This is a genomic window from Thioalkalivibrio sp. ALE14 (assembly GCF_000376845.1).
Classification (GTDB): Bacteria; Pseudomonadota; Gammaproteobacteria; order Ectothiorhodospirales; family Ectothiorhodospiraceae; genus Thioalkalivibrio.
Genome location: NZ_AQXY01000026.1, coordinates 123,125 through 140,334 on the forward strand (window position 1 = coordinate 123,125; position 17,210 = coordinate 140,334).

At 67.4% G+C, this 17,210-nt stretch carries 20 protein-coding genes; 8 read left to right on the forward strand and 12 right to left on the reverse strand.

Annotated features, from left to right (window positions below; genetic code table 11):
• Window positions 1–5: 5 nt before the first annotated feature.
• From F572_RS0106455 to F572_RS14765, 9 genes are all read right to left on the reverse strand, one after another.
• Window positions 6–779: a metal ABC transporter permease gene (locus tag F572_RS0106455; protein WP_017940917.1), complete on the reverse strand. Its 774-nt coding sequence runs from the start codon at window positions 777–779 to the stop codon at window positions 6–8.
• A complete protein-coding gene (locus F572_RS0106460; RefSeq protein ID WP_017940918.1) occupies window positions 769–1,368 on the reverse strand; it encodes an ATP-binding cassette domain-containing protein in 600 nt (199 codons plus the stop codon). The genes F572_RS0106455 and F572_RS0106460 overlap by 11 nt, the downstream gene beginning before the upstream one ends.
• 91 nt (window positions 1,369–1,459) lie before the next feature.
• Window positions 1,460–2,386, reverse strand: coding sequence for a metal ABC transporter substrate-binding protein (locus tag F572_RS0106465; protein ID WP_017940919.1), 927 nt, complete (start codon window positions 2,384–2,386; stop codon window positions 1,460–1,462).
• Window positions 2,387–2,471: 85 nt separating this feature from the next.
• The gene (locus F572_RS0106470) at window positions 2,472–3,767 is read right to left on the reverse strand and encodes a hypothetical protein (protein ID WP_017940920.1); all 1,296 of its coding nucleotides are present in this window, start codon (window positions 3,765–3,767) and stop codon (window positions 2,472–2,474) included.
• A gap of 157 nt (window positions 3,768–3,924) precedes the next feature.
• Window positions 3,925–4,437 (reverse strand): DNA-deoxyinosine glycosylase, encoded by a 513-nt coding sequence (locus F572_RS0106475; RefSeq protein ID WP_017940921.1) that lies wholly within the window; start codon window positions 4,435–4,437, stop codon window positions 3,925–3,927.
• A 37-nt stretch (window positions 4,438–4,474) separates the two neighbouring features.
• Window positions 4,475–4,957: a Fur family transcriptional regulator gene (locus tag F572_RS0106480; RefSeq protein WP_017940922.1), complete on the reverse strand. Its 483-nt coding sequence runs from the start codon at window positions 4,955–4,957 to the stop codon at window positions 4,475–4,477.
• A gap of 49 nt (window positions 4,958–5,006) precedes the next feature.
• Complete coding sequence (locus F572_RS0106485; protein WP_017940923.1) at window positions 5,007–6,035, reverse strand: alpha-L-glutamate ligase-like protein; 1,029 nt, start codon at window positions 6,033–6,035, stop codon at window positions 5,007–5,009.
• Window positions 6,035–7,570: an inactive transglutaminase family protein gene (locus F572_RS0106490; protein ID WP_017940924.1), complete on the reverse strand. Its 1,536-nt coding sequence runs from the start codon at window positions 7,568–7,570 to the stop codon at window positions 6,035–6,037. Before F572_RS0106490 ends, F572_RS0106485 begins: the two co-directional genes overlap by 1 nt.
• Window positions 7,567–8,061 carry an ATP-dependent zinc protease gene (locus F572_RS14765; RefSeq protein ID WP_051045141.1) on the reverse strand — a complete coding sequence of 165 codons (495 nt, stop codon included), beginning with the start codon at window positions 8,059–8,061 and terminating at the stop codon, window positions 7,567–7,569. Before F572_RS14765 ends, F572_RS0106490 begins: the two co-directional genes overlap by 4 nt.
• 173 nt (window positions 8,062–8,234) lie before the next feature.
• Between F572_RS14765 and ppsA the strand changes: the two genes are divergently transcribed.
• The 4 genes from ppsA (at window position 8,235) to F572_RS0106515 (ending at window position 12,694) form a co-directional block, all read left to right on the forward strand.
• A complete protein-coding gene (gene ppsA / locus F572_RS0106500; protein ID WP_017940926.1) occupies window positions 8,235–10,613 on the forward strand; it encodes a phosphoenolpyruvate synthase in 2,379 nt (792 codons plus the stop codon).
• Complete coding sequence (locus F572_RS0106505; protein WP_017940927.1) at window positions 10,613–11,443, forward strand: pyruvate, water dikinase regulatory protein; 831 nt, start codon at window positions 10,613–10,615, stop codon at window positions 11,441–11,443. The genes ppsA and F572_RS0106505 overlap by 1 nt, the downstream gene beginning before the upstream one ends.
• A 95-nt stretch (window positions 11,444–11,538) precedes the next feature.
• A complete protein-coding gene (locus F572_RS0106510; protein WP_017940928.1) occupies window positions 11,539–12,102 on the forward strand; it encodes a YggT family protein in 564 nt (187 codons plus the stop codon).
• 139 nt (window positions 12,103–12,241) lie between these two features.
• Complete coding sequence (locus tag F572_RS0106515; protein WP_017940929.1) at window positions 12,242–12,694, forward strand: DUF4426 domain-containing protein; 453 nt, start codon at window positions 12,242–12,244, stop codon at window positions 12,692–12,694.
• Between the two features lie 45 nt (window positions 12,695–12,739).
• Here the strand turns inward: F572_RS0106515 and F572_RS0106520 are convergent, their stop codons facing one another.
• Both F572_RS0106520 and F572_RS0106525 read right to left on the reverse strand, forming a co-directional pair.
• Complete coding sequence (locus F572_RS0106520; protein ID WP_017940930.1) at window positions 12,740–13,402, reverse strand: sulfite exporter TauE/SafE family protein; 663 nt, start codon at window positions 13,400–13,402, stop codon at window positions 12,740–12,742.
• 313 nt (window positions 13,403–13,715) lie between these two features.
• Complete coding sequence (locus F572_RS0106525) at window positions 13,716–14,177, reverse strand: TerB family tellurite resistance protein (RefSeq protein ID WP_017940931.1); 462 nt, start codon at window positions 14,175–14,177, stop codon at window positions 13,716–13,718.
• Window positions 14,178–14,220: 43 nt separating this feature from the next.
• Between F572_RS0106525 and F572_RS0106530 the strand changes: the two genes are divergently transcribed.
• Window positions 14,221–14,862 carry a 7-cyano-7-deazaguanine synthase gene (locus tag F572_RS0106530; protein ID WP_017940932.1) on the forward strand — a complete coding sequence of 214 codons (642 nt, stop codon included), beginning with the start codon at window positions 14,221–14,223 and terminating at the stop codon, window positions 14,860–14,862.
• A complete protein-coding gene (locus F572_RS0106535; protein WP_017940933.1) occupies window positions 14,859–15,098 on the forward strand; it encodes a hypothetical protein in 240 nt (79 codons plus the stop codon). Before F572_RS0106530 ends, F572_RS0106535 begins: the two co-directional genes overlap by 4 nt.
• Here F572_RS0106535 and F572_RS0106540 read toward each other — a convergent pair.
• Window positions 15,091–15,831 (reverse strand): HAD family hydrolase, encoded by a 741-nt coding sequence (locus tag F572_RS0106540; RefSeq protein ID WP_196793995.1) that lies wholly within the window; start codon window positions 15,829–15,831, stop codon window positions 15,091–15,093. The genes F572_RS0106535 and F572_RS0106540 overlap by 8 nt on opposite strands.
• A gap of 32 nt (window positions 15,832–15,863) precedes the next feature.
• On the opposite strand from F572_RS0106540, the gene F572_RS0106545 reads away from it, so the two are divergent.
• Window positions 15,864–16,577 carry an alpha/beta hydrolase gene (locus tag F572_RS0106545; RefSeq protein ID WP_081601992.1) on the forward strand — a complete coding sequence of 238 codons (714 nt, stop codon included), beginning with the start codon at window positions 15,864–15,866 and terminating at the stop codon, window positions 16,575–16,577.
• A gap of 18 nt (window positions 16,578–16,595) precedes the next feature.
• On the forward strand, window positions 16,596–17,141 hold the full coding sequence (gene nudE / locus F572_RS0106550) for an ADP compounds hydrolase NudE (RefSeq protein WP_017940936.1): 546 nt from the start codon (window positions 16,596–16,598) through the stop codon (window positions 17,139–17,141).
• The last annotated feature ends 69 nt before the right edge of the window (window positions 17,142–17,210 follow it).

A 17,210-nucleotide genomic window follows, 5' to 3' on the forward strand; every position in this document is an offset into this window, starting at 1 on the left:
TCGTTTCAGGGACGTGACATTGCGAGCAGTCGGGCCGCCAGGGCGAGGCCGACATTGACCAGGACGAGTACCGGCGCAAACGGCTGATCCAGCGGCAGGCTGACGCTCCAGGCGATCAGGAAGCCCGCGAGGGCCAGGGCCTGGGCCCACAGGAACAATCCGCGCAGATTGCGCGCGAGATAGGCGGCACCCCAGGCGGGCAGGAGCAGCGTGGCGAGGGCGGCGGGCAGCCCCAGTACCATGCTGCCCAGCACCACCGCGGCCACCAGCCAGGCGACCTCCGTGAGGCGCAACCACGCGCGCGGGCTGCGCGTGCCGGGGACGTCGGGGGCGAGCTGCGCGTGCCGCCAGACGTGGTACAGCCCGGGCGCGAGCACGAGGCTGGCCAACCCGAGCGCGACCACTGCCCATAGTTCGCGGGGGCCGGCGAAATACAGCTGGCCCTCGGCCCAGGCGGCCGCGGCGAGGCTGGCCTGCGCGAAATTGGCGGCCAGCAATGTCACCGCCGCCAGTCCGGCCAGAAAAACGGCCAGCGGCAGGCGCTCGCGGTCAGAGCTGCGTTGCAGCAGGGCCATGACTCCGGCCCCGAGTGCCAGGGCCACAGGCAGCACCGGCCAGTGCACGACCGACGCCAGTACGCCCCCGGCCGCGGCCCACTGCCCGAGTGCCAGGGCCTGCCAGACCGAACCGCGCAGGAACAGCCCGGCTCCGGCCAGGGCCAGCACAGCCGTGACCAGCAGCCCGGAGACAAACGGTACGAACAGCAGGTCACCGAGCATCGAGGTAGTCCGTCAGTGGATGGTTCTCTACCCCGACGGCCTGCAGGAACTCGTCGTCGTGGCTGGTCATCACCAGTGTCGTTTCGGCCGGGAGGGAGGCAATCAGGTCGACCGCATCGCCGCGTACCTCGGCGTCGAGGTGGTTGGCGGGCTCGTCCAGAAGGATCAGGCGTTCCCCCGGTGGCCGGTCGGTGCTGCTGTGCAGGGCCGCAGCCAGACGCAGCAACTGCCACTGGCCGCCACTCAGGCGATCGAGCCGGCGATCCAGCAAGGCCTGCACCCGGGGTTGATCGGGCGGGGTGGCGCCCATCGCCCGGAACCAGTCGTGACCGCACAAGGGCCAGGGGTCCCGCCGGGGGTGGTCCTGCGCCAGCAGGCTGACACGCGTCGCGGGGCCAAGCTGCAGGGTGCCTGCGTGGACCCGAGCCTGGCCGGTCACGGCCTTCAGCAGCAGCGACTTGCCGATGCCGTTCGGGCCGGTCAAGCCCCATCGGGCCCCGGTGGGTACCTCGAGGGACAGCGGGCCCAGCACCGGATGATCACAGCCGAGGTGTGCGGCCTGTGCGTGCAGGGCGGTTTGAGGGGGCATGCGGACTCGAAATCGTTGGAGGAGCCTGAATGATATCGGGCCCGGAAAGCATTTTCCGGGCCCGATCGTGAGGAAGATGTTTCACCCTGGGTTAGCGCTGGGGCAGCGTTTGCGCCCAGGTGGTCATCAGGTCCAGGTAGCCATCCAGGCTGGAGTCGGCCGGCGGATCCAGAGGGACCGCATGGCTCGACCAGCCCAGGTTGCGTTCGAGGAACTCGGCGCCGCGCGGCGGCTGGAATTCGGCGTACAGGATGGTGCCCTCGGTACCTTCGAGATCACTGACCAGGCTGCGCAGGTGGCGCGCGGTGGGCGGGATGCCCGGGGCCGGCTCCAGGTAGCCGACGATCTCGACCGGCAGCCACTCTTCCAGATAGTCGAGGTCCTCGTGGTAGACCACGATGCGCTGGTCCGGCGCTACCTTTTCGGCCAGGGTCTCGGCGTGATTGCGCAGGCGATCGGCAGCGCGTTCGGCGCGTTCCATGAAGGCGGCGGCATGATCCGGGCTCAGCTGGCCCATGCGTTCACCCAGGGCGGTGGCGATCTGGGCCATGCGCAGCGGATCGGCATTGAAATGGGGGTTCCCTTCCTCGTGGACGTGCCCCATGTTCGGCCCGTCCAGGGTGATGGAACGGCGCAGTTCGATCATGTCCGCCGACCGGAAGTGCCCCGGTTGGCCGGAGTTGATGGCGCGGTTGTTGGCGCCGCGCTGGGCGGCCGGCAGCCAGCCCTCCTCGAGGCCGGCGCCGATCTCGAGCAGCATGTCGGCTCGGCGCAGGGCCGCCATGAAGCTGGGGCGAGCATCGAGATAGTGCGCGTCACGGTCCGGCGGCGCGAGGACGCGGACTTCGGCCTCGTCGCCGCCGATCTCGCGGGCCAGGGCGCCGAGGGTCGAGGTGGTGGCGACGATGTTCAGTCCGGCGGCGGCCTGCGACGGCAGAAGGAGCAGGGCCAGGAATACCACCGAGGCGAGGGTGGCGAGTGTTCGGGTTATGCGGATGCGAGTCTTGCGCCAGGACATGCGTGACTCCTTTCAGATGGGGATATGGGTGGAGGCCGGCCGGGACGGGAGCAGTCTCTACCGGCCTCGCGAGGTCGACTGTTGCTTAGAAGCGGTGGGCGCCGTGGGCGCCGAGGGCCACGTTCAGCTGCAACATGAACTCCAGGCCGCGGTCGCGATGGCCGTGGTCGTCAACGAAGTCGTTCTGCGACAGCTGGGCGCGCAGAAAGACGGGCTCCACGGGCCGGAAGGTCACCTGGGCGGAGTGGCGATAGGAGGTGCCCATGGACTCGACCTCGAAATAGTCGTGCCCGTGATGGTGGCTACCTTCTACGGCGTCATTGGTCAGACCCAGCGCTTCGGTCCGCAGGCCGGCTTCCCAGCGCGGCGCAAATCCGTAAACGCCCTCCAGGTAGAGGCCATCCTGTTTCGTCGCCAGACTTCCGGCACGTTCCCAGTCCATATGGTCGTGGTGCTCATGACCTTCGTACTGATCCAGGCTCTGGCGCATGTAGAAGTATTCGCCCTTCAGGTTCCAGTCGCCGTGGCCATAGGCGCGGCCCGAACTGTACTTGTAGACCGCATCCAGGCCGGCGAACCAGGCGTCGCCCTCAAGACCATGGGCATGATCGCCGTGTTCTTCGGCGAGGCCGGTCTGGGCAACATACCCACCGGAAACACCGAATTGCACTGCGTGATCGGCGCCTAGATCCGGTCCGAACTTGGCGAAGGCGGTGGCGACGCGCGGCCCGCTCTTTGACGAGACCGGGAGGTCGCTATCAAAAGCGGCAATCCCTTCGTCCTGGTCGCCCTGGAGCAGCTCGACACCCAACTGGGTATACATTTCCGTTGGTGCGATCCAGGTGGCCTGCACGCCGGTGTCGTGCAGCCCGTGGTCACCGAACAGGTATTCGTTGACCAGTGGGCGCTTGACGAAGTCCCAGTCATGGGGGTGCCGGCTGTTGATGTAGCCGATGTCGGACAGGAATTTACCGGCCTTGACCTGGAAACCGCCGGGCAGGGCGCGGGTGGTCAGGTAGGCCTCTTCGACCTCGATATCGCTGTCGTCAAAGCCCAGAATCAGGACGCCATCGAACAGGTCGCCCAGTTGGGCGTTCAGTGCGAGCTCGGAATGTCCCATGTTGAAGCCGTCGTCGAACCCATGATCGTGGTCATGGCCATGGTCATGACCGTGGTCGTGGCCATCGCCGAAGCCGGCGGGCGAATCGTTTCCATGCGAGAGCTCATTGAAATAGATGCCCTCGAGGATCAGGGATACGTCGACGCCCCAGGACGAGTCTTCGCTACCGGCGCTCCACTGTGCAGCAGCGGCTCCGGGGGCGGCGAGGGTGAGGGCGGTCAGGCCGGCCAGGACGGGGCGAGTGTAGGGGGTGCGGGGCATGTCGGGCTCCTTGTTGCGGGGCAGTTCTCTGCTCAGGGTCAGGGCAGTGAGTGCCGATCAACGGAAGTGAATTGTTATAGCGTAACGATACGGTGATAAACGTTATACAATAACAGTCTTGTATTCAACCCCAATTCTTCGCAGCGGTGCTTGTCGGTCAGGCGCGCGGAAGGCCGGCGCTCGCGAAGGCCGCGCGCCAGGGCTCCAGTTTTTCGGCCAGGCTCAGGCGGGCGTTGGCGGGGCTGGTGGAGGGCAGGCGCAGGGCCTCGACGCCCAGGGCGCGGGTCTCGCGGATGCGCCGCGCGCTCTCGGCGCCGTTGTGGATAATGACGCGCAGGCCCGGGGCCTCGCGGGTCAGCCGGGCGAGATCGTTGGGCACTGGCTCACGGATGGCGCTGTCCAGGCTCCCCTCGCGCGAGCAGGCCCCGTATACGTCCCAGAGGCCCACGCCGTGGTCGAGCAGGCGCTGGATGCGCTCCGGGTAGTCCAGCTCCGGGAAGGGTTCGCCGAGGATCCGCCCGACAATGGGCCAGAACTGGTTGCGCGGGTGGGCGTAGTAGGCCCGGGCCTCCAGCGACGCCACGCCGGGAAAGCTGCCCAGCACGATCAGGCGGGTATCCGCTCGCAGGATGGGCGGGAATGCCTCAAGCGTGGGTGCGGCGGATGTCACGAGGAGCGGGGTCGAGCGGGACGAGCCGATAAAGGCGTCAGGCGCGGTCCTGCCGACCCCGGCGGCAGTCGCCGCACTGGCCGTGCAGTTCCACCATGCGTGACTCGATGGCGAAGTCCTGGGCCTCGGCTTCGTCCTCCAGCGCGCGGCTGGCCGGCTCCGGGGTGTGGAATTCGGTGATCTGGCCGCAGCCGTCGCAGATCATCAGTGCGGATTCGTGGCGCTCCCCGGGATGCGAGCAGGCGACGAATCCATTGAGGCTCTCGATGCGGTGGATCAGCCCCTGCTCCAGCAGGAAGGCCAGGGTGCGGTAGACCGTTGGTGGCTTGATGCTGTGATCGTCGGAGGACAGGGCGTGAATTAGGTCGTAGGCCTTGATCACGCCGTCGGTGCGCAGGATCTGTTCGAGGATGCGCCGACGTTGCTCGGTCAGGCGTGCGCCATGGCGGGCACAGACACGCTCGGCGTCGGCGAGGGCCTGTTCGATGTCCGGCGTCTGGGTCTCGGCGGCGGCAGTCATGCGCCTAGCATAGCCCAAACGCTTACCGTGTCCGTAACCGCCCCGGGGATCAGGCGGGTTCGGCGTCGGCCGCGGGTTCGGAGTCGAGCTTTGCGGGGCGCGTGGCGTCCGGACGGGCGAAGATCTCCGCCGCCCAGCGGGCGCGTTCGGCCGACGGTTCGGTCTCGCGCGCCACCATGTGCGCGTCCACGGCGGTGATCCGGTGGTCGAGGCCCTCGCCGTTGGCGATCTGGATGGCAAGGCCTGGACGGGCGTTGAGTTCCAGGATCAGTGGACCGCGGTCGGCGTCGATGACCACGTCCACTCCCAGGTAGCCGAGCTGGCTCAGTTCAAAGCAGCCGGCGGCGAGCTCCATCAGCTGTTCCCAGCCGGGGATCTGCAACCCGACGATGCTCTGCTCGCTGTCGGGGTGTTCGCGGCAGGGCTTGTTGTAGCGCACCCCGCCGATGGTGCGGCCGGAACCGAGGTCGATGCCCGTGCCGACCGCGCCCTGGTGCAGGTTGGCCTTGCCGTCGGAATCCTGGGTTGGCAGGCGCATCATCGCCATCACCGGGTAGCCGCGATAGACCACCGTGCGAATGTCGGGCACGCCGCGATGCGAGACCGCGTCGAAGACCGAGGAGAAGCGCACCCGCTGCTCGATCATGGCGACATCCGGGCGCCCGCCGAGGCTGTACATGCCGGACAGGACGTTGGAGATGTGATCGTCCAGCTCGCTCAGCTCCATGGCGCGGCCGCCCGCCCGGCGCGGACGATCGCCGCGCCAGCCCTCGATCACCAGGATGCCATCGCCGGCGGCGCCATGCGCCGGCTTGATCACGAAGCCGTCTTCGTAGTCCCGCAGCTGGCGGCGCACGTCACGGATCTGGCGGTGGGTGCGCACGACCCCGTAGAGATCGGGTACCGACAAGCCGGCATCCAGCGCCAGTTGCTTGGTCTGCAGCTTGTCATCGACCCGCGGGTAGAAGCGCCGGGCATTCCAGGCCGCGATGTAGCGGGAGTTGCGGGCGTTCATGCCGACGATGCCCTGTTCCTTCAGGACGCGTGGACGGACGAAGCGCGGGAGCCAGGCGGGCATCAGTCGGGCCTCCGCATCGCGTCCTGGATGCGGCCGAAACGGAACAGCTCCGTCAGGCGGTAGCCGGTGTAGCGCCCGATCAGCAGGGTCACGGCCAGCAGTACCAGCAGCAGTTCCGGGAACACGAACAGCAGGTGCTCCAGCTGGCGGTTGGCCATCAGGCCGTAGGCGGCGGCCGCGACCACCAGGCTGCCGATGCCCTGGGTGATGGCGTCGGCCGGGCCGTGTTCCTCCCATACGACCGACATGCGTTCGATGGTCATCGCGAGGATGACCATGGGGAACAGTGACAGCGCCAGGGCCCGTTCCAGGCCGAGCTGGTGCGACAGCACGCTGATCCCCAGCATCAGCATGATGACCACACTGACCACCGCCGCCAGACGCGGTACCAGCAACAGTCGGAGGTGCTCGAGATAGAAGCGCACCGCGAGGCCCAGCGACACGATTAGGGTGAACAGGATGATCCCCGCCAGCAGCTGGGTCTCGCGGAAGGACAGCGCGATCAATACCGGCATGAAGGTCCCGAAGGTCTGCACACCGACTACGTTGCGCAGGAACACGATGATCATCGCGCCCAGGGGCACCATCAGCAGCACCCGGTAGGTGTTCTGTGTGCCCAGTGGCAGGTTCAGGGTGGAGAAGTCCAGGATACGGGTGTCCAGGGTGTCGCCGAAGCGCTGGATGGTCGCGAGGGCGTCCTGCACCCCGCGCGACACCGCGAACCGGACCTCGGCATTCTCGCCATTCGTCACTTCCAGTAGCGGGGCATCCCCGTGGCTCCAGACGGCCACGTCCGACGGATATTCGATCTCGCCCGTTTCCGGGTCGATGGGTACCCAGCGCCGGGTGTTGTGGACCTCCAGCCAGGTCTGCGGTTCGATATCCCGGCGCCCGTCCACCAGTTGCAGGGCGGTTACCTGCCGGGCGGGGATGCGGGCCGTGGCGAGCAGTTCGATCAGGGTCTCGGTGCGGCGTGCGCGATTGTCGTCGCTCTCGATGAACACCGCCGCGTTTGATGATGGTGCGGCGTTGGCGAGGTCGTTGACGAGCACCGAGGCGAAGCTCTGGATGTCCGAGGATCGCCCGCGGACATCGTCGATCAGGGCCTCGGCGGCCGAGCGGAAAGGCTCGGTCCAGTCGGGGACCGCGACCGGTCCCGGATATTCGGACTCAGAGCGGTCATTGCCGTCGCGGTAGAGCGTGGCGCGGTAGTACAGCACCTGCTCGCCGCGCGGCTGGCGCGTGGTCCACTGGGCCAGCCGGTCCTCCGCCTGCGTGACGGTGTTCAGGCCGTAGCCGCGCGAGACGAACCCTTCGTCCAAGATGGAGAAGTTGGGCAGGCGGTGCGGGATGCGCAGCTCGACCGTGCCTGCGCCACCAGTGGGCTGGTAGCGCACGCGCGCCTCCACCTGCCAGGTCTCGGCGGTGGCATCCGGCTGCAGGGGCATCCCCAGCGCGCTGACCTTGTAGGCGAAGACACCGAGTCCGACCGCGCTCAGCAGCACGATCAGGATCGGGAGGTGAAAGCGCTTCACTGGTCATCCGCCGCGCAGTCGGGCGCACGCAGGTGCTCCTCGCCCGAGTCGACCAGGATATGGCCGGCCATGTGGCTGCGACCGATCAGGGCTTGATAGGTCAGTGCCGTGCGGTCGATCAGGCTGGTGTCGGCGCGCAGGAGCCGGTCGCTAATGCAGAACTCCATGCGCACCACTGGCCGCTCCTGCGACTCGCCGCTGTGGCGACGGATGCGGACGATTCGCTCGATCGGGCGTTCCAGGGTAATGCGTGCGTCCTCGTCGTCCGGGTCGATGATGTCGAAGCGGATCCAGTCCTCGCCGTCCTTCTCGAAACGCTCCTTGTTCAGGGCGTTCAGCGAGGACGAGGTCGCGCCCGTGTCCATACGCGCCTCCAGCACAACGTCCTCCTCGACGATGTGCACGTCCTCCACCGCGCCCAGGATCGCCATGGAGGGGCCCGACTCGTGGGCTGCGGCGGATTGCGCGAGGAGTGCGAGGCCGAGCAACATGGTCGGCACGATGGAGTGGGTTAAGCTGGAACGACGGGCGGCTGGAACAGTCACGCAGTCTCCTGAAGGTTACAAAACGGCAAAGCCTAGCTGATCATAGTGGTTCGTCCATGTTAATGGCTTCACAAAGTCACGGAACTATTGCCACCCTTGTCACTAGTCCAGGAGTCGCCATGCACTGGGTAGTCGATCTCGCCGACCTGACCATGAACGATGTCGCGAAGGTGGGCGGCAAGAATGCCTCGCTAGGGGAGTTGCTGGGACAGCTTGGTGCGGCCGGGGTTCGGGTGCCCGGCGGGTTCGCCACCACTGCGGACGCCTATCGCGCCCTGCTCGGAAAGGACGGGCTGGACGAACAGATCAAGGCGCGCCTGGCGGATCTGGATATCAACGACATCGAGGCCCTGCGCGCCGCCGGGCGCGAGGTGCGCGGCTGGATCGAGCAGGCGGAGCTGCCCGGCGAGCTGGAGCAGGCGGTGCGCGAGCATTACGCGCAACTGGGCGATGATGTCCCGGTCGCCGTGCGTTCGTCGGCTACCGCCGAGGACCTGCCCGAGGCCTCGTTCGCCGGGCAGCAGGAGACCTTCCTCAACGTGCGCGGCATCGATGCTCTGCTGCAGCGTCTGCGCGAGTGTTTCGCGAGCCTGTACAACGACCGCGCGATCGCCTATCGCGTGCACAACGGCTTCGCCCACGACGAGGTCGCGTTGTCGGCCGGCATCCAGCGCATGGTGCGCTCGGACGTCGGCGCCAGCGGCGTGATCTTTACCCTGGATACCGAGAGCGGCTTCCGCGATGCGGTGTTCATTACCGGGGCCTGGGGCCTGGGCGAGACGGTCGTGCAGGGCGCGGTGAACCCCGACGAATACCAGGTCTACAAGCCGGCCCTGGCGTCCGGCAAGCGCGCCATTATCGGCCGCACACTCGGCACCAAGGCGGTGCGCATGGTGCTGACCGAGGACGGTACCCGTACCGAAGATACCCCGGAGGACCTGCGCCAGCGCTTTTGCCTGTCGGATGCCGACGCCGAGCAGCTCGGGCGCTATGCGGTGGCGATCGAGCAGCACTACGGCCGGCCGATGGACATCGAGTGGGCGCAAGACGGCGAGACCGGCGAGTTGTTCATCGTGCAGGCGCGTCCGGAGACGGTGGAGAGCCGCGTCGAGCTGGGCGCGGGCGAGCGCTACGAACTTGCATCGCACGAGGCGGGGCCACTGGTGACCGGCCGCGCGATCGGCGCGAAGATCGGGGCCGGTGTCGTGCGCGTGCTGGACTCGCCGGATGCCATGCACACCATGGAGGAAGGCGACATCCTGGTCGCGGACATGACCGACCCGGACTGGGAGCCGATCATGAAGCGCTCCGCCGCGATCGTTACCAATCGCGGCGGGCGCACCTGTCATGCGGCGATCATCGCCCGCGAGATGGGAATCCCGGCGGTGGTGGGCTGCGGCAATGCGACCGAGGTGCTCTCCGACGGCATGCAGGCGACCGTCTCCTGTGCCGAGGGCGACGACGGTCACGTGTATCCGGGAAAGCTGGAATACCAGGTCAAGAAGACCGATATCGGCGAGCTGCCCGAGCTGCCGGTCAAGCTGATGCTGAACGTGGCCAACCCGGGACGCGCCTATGCCTTCTCGCAGCTGCCACATGCCGGGATCGGGCTGGCGCGGCTGGAGTTCATCATCAACGGCACCATCGGCGTGCACCCGCTGGCGCTGCTGGACTACGCCGAGGATCCGAACCGGCTGGAATCCGACGTACAGGAACGCATCGCCGAGCGGCTGCATGGATTCGACGACGGCCCGCGCGAGTTCTTCGTGCGCAAGCTGTCCGAGGGCATCGCGACACTGGCGGCGGCCTTCGCACCGGAGCCGGTGATCGTGCGCTTGTCCGACTTCAAGTCCAACGAGTACGCCCACCTGATCGGGGGGCGCGGCTACGAGCCGCAGGAAGAAAACCCGATGCTGGGCTTTCGCGGGGCCTCGCGCTACCGATCGGAGACCTTCCGTCCGGCCTTCGCGATGGAGTGCGAAGCATTGCGGCGGGTGCGCGACGACATGGGCCTGGACAACGTGCAGGTCATGGTCCCGTTCGTGCGCACCCTCGCCGAGGCCGAGGACGTGATCCGGGTGCTCGGCGAAGAGGGCCTGCGCCGCGGAGAGAACGGCCTGAAGATCGTGATGATGTGCGAGATCCCGTCCAACGCGCTGCTGGCGGCGCGCTTCCTCGAGCACTTCGACGGTTTTTCCATCGGTTCCAACGACCTGACCCAGCTGACCCTTGGGGTGGATCGCGATTCGGGCCTGGTCGCCGATTCCTTCGACGAACGCAACGATGCGGTGAAGGCGCTTTTGAGCATGGCGATCCGTGCCGCGCGGCGAGCCGACAAGTATGTCGGGATCTGCGGCCAGGCCCCTTCCGACTACCCCGAGCTGGCCGTCTGGCTGATGAACGAGGGCATCGATTCCCTGTCGCTGAATCCGGATTCGCTGTTGTCCACCTGGGAGCAGCTGGCCAGCGTACGGGGCGCGGGCGAAGGGTCGCGGTGATGACGGGTCCCGTCGCCCAGTGCCCGCAGGTCTATCTGGTCTCGGACGGGACCGGGATCACCGCGGAGACGCTAGCGCGCTCCCTGTTCACTCAGTTCCCGGATGTCGACCCCGCGTGGCACCGGCTGCCCTTCGTACAGACGCCCGGCCGCCTGGCCAGCGTGTTCGCCCGGGCCGCGGACGGCCCCCAGCCCGCGCTGGTGGTGGCCACCCTGGCCAACGCCGACCTGCGGGCCGACCTGCGCCACAGCCCGGTCCCGGTGATCGACGTCTTTGGCGAACAGGTGGAGCGGCTGGAACAGCTGCTGGGGGTGGCATCGCAGTCGGTCTCCGGCCGCGCCCACGGTATGGGCGATGTCAGCCGCTACGACCGGCGCATCGAGGCGCTGAACTATACCCTGGCCCATGACGATGGTCTCGCCACCCAGGACCTGTCGGTCGCCGATGTAGTGCTGCTGGGGGCCTCGCGCTCGGGCAAGACGCCGACCAGCCTCTACCTGGCCATGAACTACGGGCTGTTCGCCGCCAACTACCCCCTGGTGCCGGAGGACTTGCGTCAGGGTGATATCCCGCATATGCCCGAGGGGCTGCGGGGGCTGGGCGGGCGCCTGGTCGGACTGACGATCACCCCGCAGCGTCTGGCGCAGATCCGCGAGGGCCGTCGGCCCGACAGCCGCTACGCCAGTCTGGCGCAGTGCCGGGCGGAATGCGTGGCGATCCAGGAATTCTTCGATATCTGGCGGATCCCCCACCTGGATGTCACCGAGCTGTCCATCGAGGAGATCGCCACCCGGGTGCGTGACTGCATGGACGCCCGCAGCGGCGGCTGAGCCGCGCGGCCGGGACAGGCTGCGCGCCGCAGCTTGGCATCCCGCCGACCTTGCCGGAGAATGAGCGATTAACCTGTCGGATCGAAGGAGCCCGCATGCCCGCCGCTGGAACCGGACAAGAGATTGCCATCTTCCTCGTCAGCGTTGTCTTCGGGATATACATCATCCTGTTGATTCTGCGAACGATTTTCGGCCTGGTTCGGGCCGACTACTACAACCCGATCTCGCAGACCATCGTGATGCTGACCGATCCGCCGCTGCGGGTGCTGCGGCCGGTGATCCCGTCGGTGGGGCGGCTCGACCTGGCGGCGGTCGTGCTGATGGTCGTGCTCAAGTTCATCGAGATCTGGCTGCGGGTGCTCATCGTCGGTGTGGATGTCGGGGTCGGGATCATCCTGGCCGTGGCGATCCGCGAGCTGCTGACCACCGTGATCTGGGTATTCATCATCGCGCTGATCGCCGAGGTGGTGATGAGCTGGATCCAGGCCGGGGGTGGCGGTGCCGCGAACAACCCGATCATGCGCCTGGCGGGGGCGGTGAACCGCCCCATACTCGGGCCGCTCCGCCGGGCCCTGCCGAACACCGGCGCGATCGATTTTTCGCCAATGATCGCCCTGGTCGGGCTTTATATCCTGCTGATTATCGTGCGCTCTTTCTGAGGCGCGATTGGCTCCTCGGATTCTGGTGGTGGTCACCCCCGTTTCAACGGGCGCAAAAGCGGCTAGACTCGAAGTCAGGGGTTCCTGAAAGCCTTTCGCCACAGGGCCCCGCTTTCCCAACCAGGCAAAGGAGTCAGCCATGGCAAGAGTGCATCGGGTCTTTACCGGCTTTCTCGTCGCTCTGGCGGCGGTCGCTCTCGGCAGCTCGATCGCATCCGCCAACGAGGCGGAGTTCGATAATTACGTCGTCCACTACAATGTGATCAACACCACCTTCCTGTCCCCGGAGGTCGCGCGGGCCTATGACGTGCGGCGCAGTTCCAACAGGGCGATGGTCAATATCAGCGTGATGGAGCGGGGCGACAACGGCCTGCAGGCGGTTTCCGCCGAGGTGACCGGTTCGGCCACCAACATGAACGACCAGATGCGCAGCCTGCGCTTCCGCGAAATCCAGGATGGCGATGCCATCTACTTCCTGTCCGAAGTCACTGTGCGCAGTGGGGAGACCCTCGACTTTGCGATCGACATCGCTCCGGAAGGCAGCGAACGCGTGCTGCCGGTGCGCTTCGCGCGCGATTTCTACGTGGACTGAGCCCCGGGGCTTTCCGAACGATGCCTCGCCCGGGCGGGCGAGGCATCACATCGCCACACTCAGCAGCATCCAGACGCCATAAAGTGCGACCCCGCCGCCGGCCACCCGGCGGACCCAGGGGCGGCGCACGAAGGCCGCCAGTCGCGCGGCGAATACTCCCATCAGCAAAAGATTGGGCAGCGTGCCCAGGGCGAAGGCGCCCATCAGCGCAGCACCCTCCAGCGCCCCGCCGGCTCCGAGGGACCAGGCCAGCACGCTGTACACCAGCCCACAGGGCAGCCAGCCCCACAGGCCGCCGACCACCAGGGCCTGCCCCGCATGGCGCACCGGAAGGAAGCGTCGCCCCAGCGGTTCGATCCGGCGCCACAGCACCCCGCCGGCCTGTTCCAGGCGTGCCAGGATCGGCCACCACCCGGCGAGATAGAACCCGAGCAGGATCAGGAAAATCGCGGCAAAGCCCTGCAGGATCGCCTGGCCGGCGGGCAGCCCGCCCAGCAGGCTGGCCCCCAGCCATCCGGCCAGGGCCCCGGCGATGACGTAACTCGCCATGCGCCCGAGGTTGTAGGCCAGCAGCAGGTCCAGCCCCGGCCCGCGGCGACCGTGGCCCATGGAGATTGCGCCGACGATGCCGCCGCACATCCCCAGGCAGTGCACGCCGCCGAGGATGCCCACCGCCAGCGCGGCCAGCAGGGTGCCCGGATCACCCATCCGCGTTCCCCCTTGGCTCAGTTCGGGTCGGCCGCATCGCCCAGGGAAACACTGCTTCATGTATACGCTCGCGCTCGAGTCGCTTTTGCGTGCGAACAAGGCGCGGTGACTGCCGTGCAGTCATTCTGCACAAGGGAACCGCAACGCTGTGCGCGCGCAAAAGCGGCCGAGCCCCTGCATTGAATGGTTTGTGGGGTTGGCACCCCAGGTTCCCCGATACGGCGTTGCGCCGCTTGCGGGTAGAACCACTACCCGCCGCACGACGCGCCTTGTCTCGAAGAACCTGGGGTGCCAACGCGAGCGTGTACATGAATCAGTGTTTCCCTAGGACCTCGTGCTTGGTCCGGATGAAGGTGGCGTGCGGCACGTAGAGCAGGTCCGCGAGGTGCCGGATGACCGCCTCCTGACGCTTGTGCAGGTCGCGGTTGGCCCAGGCGGCGCGCCACAGGGCGCGCAGGATGTCGGCCTTCTGCTCGGCATTGAAGGCCGCATTGACCTCGCGCACCATCGGGTGGATGGAGATCAGCGCGTCGCTCTCCTCCTGTGCGATCTCCAGCAGCGCGTCGGCGGTGTCGCCGTCGAGCCGGAACAGTTCGATCAGGCTGGCGCGTACCGATTCGAGCTCCTCCGCGTGCAGCTCGAAGTCGGCGCGGCAGACCTCCATGATCAGGGCCGCGGCGGCGCGCTGCAGGCGCTGTTCGGGATCGCCCTCGGCGCGATCGCTGCGTTCGGCGCCCAGCAGGCGCTGCCAGTGGCTGCGTAGTTGTTCAATCACCGCGTGGTCTCCGTCTACTCGCGCTGTGCGGTATGGTGCCCGAATGGAATCCGTTCGGCCTGAATCCCCCGATCTCCTCCTGCTCTCCGGCGGCATCGAGAGCAGCGCCCTGCTGGCGCAGTGCCATGCAGCCGGCAAGGTGCTGCGCGCCGTCTGGGTCGACTATGGCCAGCGCAATGCGGCCCGCGAATGGGCGGCGGTGGAGCATCTGGCCGGGGTCTACGGCGCGACGCCCGTCGCGCTGGACCTGCAGTCCCTGCGCGCGGCCTTCACCCGGCGCAACGACTGGGTCGGCCATGTGCCGTTGCCCCAGCGCAATCTGCTGGTGCTGGCGCTGGCGGTCAACCTGGCCGAACACCACGGTGCCGGGCGTATCCTTTTGGCCCTGAACCGCGAGGATCAGGGGCATGGGCCGGGTTCGCAGCCCGGGTTCGTGGAGCAGGTCTCGGCGCTGGCCGGGACCCTGGTCCCGCGCCTGCAGGTCGAGGCGCCGCTGATCGAGCAGTCGAAGGCGGAAATCATCGCCACGACGGATCCGCTGGGGATCGACTGGCGCCGCACCTGGAGCTGCCTTCTGGCACAATCGCGCCACTGCGGGCGCTGCCCGCAGTGCCAGGCCCGGCGCGCCGCGTTCGCCGCGGCCGGCATCCCCGACCCGACTGACTACCGCGAAGCCCTACGATGACCGATGCCGCCATTCCCCGCCATGTCTCCGAGCGTCTGGAGATCGCCATCCTCACCGGCGAGACCCTGCAACTGAACTGGGCCGAGCCGGACTCCAGCCAGGCCTGGTGGGGCAAGGTAACGCCCCACGAAGTGCGCGAGGCGGATGGTTATCATTGGCTGGATGGCGAGTGCGAAGGCCGGCCGGTGCAGATCCGCCTGGACCTGATCCGCAACCTGCCGACCCCGGTCAAGTAGCCGCCGAATCGCCGGCCCTGTCTCTCGTGGCGGGCAGGCCGGACATCAGATCCGCGAGCGACTCCAGCAGCACGAAGTCCTCCGAGTGCATGGGCTCGCCGCGCTCGTCCGGGTATCGCATGCCGCGCAGCTCCGCGATGCCCGCCCCGGCGGCGCTCGCCAGCGCCAGCAGGTTGTCGTCCACCAGCAGGGTGTGCCCGGGGTCGTACGGGGCCACGCGCTGCAGCCGGTTCCAGAAGTCGCCGTCTTCCTTGGCGCAGTCGAGATCGTGGGCGGAGACGATGGTGTCCAGATGGTCGCCGATGCGGGTGAGCCGGTGCTTGAAGGCGTAGACCTGCGGATGGGCATTGGTCACCAGCACCCGCCGCCGGCCGGCACGTTCCAGGGCGGCCAGCAACGCATCGGCATGCGGTTTCATGGCGATATGATGGGCCAGTTCGCGTTTCAGGCCCAGGATGTCCAGCCCGGTGAAGCGCGTCCAGTGATCCACGCAGTACCATTCCAGCTTGCCGCGCACCCGCTGCATCTCGTCCTCCAGGCGGCGGCGTGCGCATTCCGGGTCGTCCGGCTGGCAGCGGATGTACTCCCGCGGGATCAGCTCGCGCCAGAAGCGGTTGTCGAAGTGCAGGTCGAGCAGCGTGCCGTCCATGTCGAACAGCACGGTGTCGATGCGACTCCAGTCCACGGCGAGCGCGGGGGCGTGCGGATTTTTTTCGGGGTTTTGCGGGTCCACAGCAGACGGCCACATAATCGAGGGGATTGGTTATGGCTCTCATGGTACCCCAGGTGCGGTTTCTGCCCGCGCCGCTTCTTGCCGCGCTTCTGGCCCTGCCGGGCCCCACCCTGGCGATGGATCCGGATGATCCGGACTACGATCCGCTGGAGGATGATGCCCTGTGGGGCGAGACGGTCTCCCCGGACCAGACCCAGACGACCAGTCCGGAGCTGACGTTCCTGCTGGAGGAGCCGGACCGGACGCCGCATCACCACCAGAATCAGATCCGCATCACGGCCTCCTCCCTGGAGGACGGATGGGCCGATCTGCGCCAGTGCCACAACGATGTGGCGGCCATTCGGCGCATGGTCATTGTGTACAATGAGGCGACCATCGACGAGCTCCAGGTCGAGTCCACCCGCAACATCGAATCCGCGCGCGCCGAGGGCGATCGAGTGGACCTGCGCGGGGTGGAAAAGGACGCCGAGGTCTGCGTCACCGCGCGCATGAAGATCGTCGAGCACGAGGGCGATGGCGTCTATCGCCTGGAGAACGGTCCGTTCGTGCGTCGCTTCCTCGATGGCTATTTCCCGATGCGCGTCACCATGGCCGTCAGCTGGGGCGATCTCGACCTGCGCCTCGCGGAAACCGAGCCGGCCGAACAGGACGGGTTCGAGGTGGTGACCTCCGATCACGGGTTCATGTTCGACACCCTGTTCGAGGGCGAACTGCGGACCCTGGTGCGGCTTCGCAACAGCCACTGAATCTCGTCCGGAGGGGGCATGAGCCGAGACAAGCCGGATGTCCAGGGGCGGCGTACGGTCGCCAGCAGCCGCCTGTTCGAGGTGGAGGAACTGGACCTCGAGTTCAGCAATGGCGCGCGCACTTGTTTCGAGCGCCTGGTCAGTCGTGGCCACGGGGCAGTGATCATCGCCCCTGTGCAGCGTGATCGCACCGTCCTGCTGATCCGTGAATACGCGGCCGGCACCCACCGCTACGAGCTGGGCCTGCCCAAGGGGCGCATGGAGGCGGGCGAGGACATCCTGGCCGCCGCCAACCGGGAGATCATGGAGGAGGTGGGGCACGCCGGACACCGCCTGACCCACCTGGGCGCGTTGACCGTGGCGCCCGGCTACATGGCCCACCAGACGCATCTGGTGCTGGCCGAGGATCTCTATCCCGAGACCGCAGAGGGCGACGAGCCGGAGGCGATCGAGGTGGTGCCCTGGTCGCTGGACCGCCTGACGGAGCTGGTTGCACGCGAGGACCTGACCGAGGCGCGTTCCATTGCCGCCCTGTACATGGTGCGCGACTACCTCGACGGATAGAGGCCTCCTGGCGCGCGCCGGTGTTCCCCCGGGGCCGCAACCCTGCCAAGCTAGGGGGAATGTTCCGGG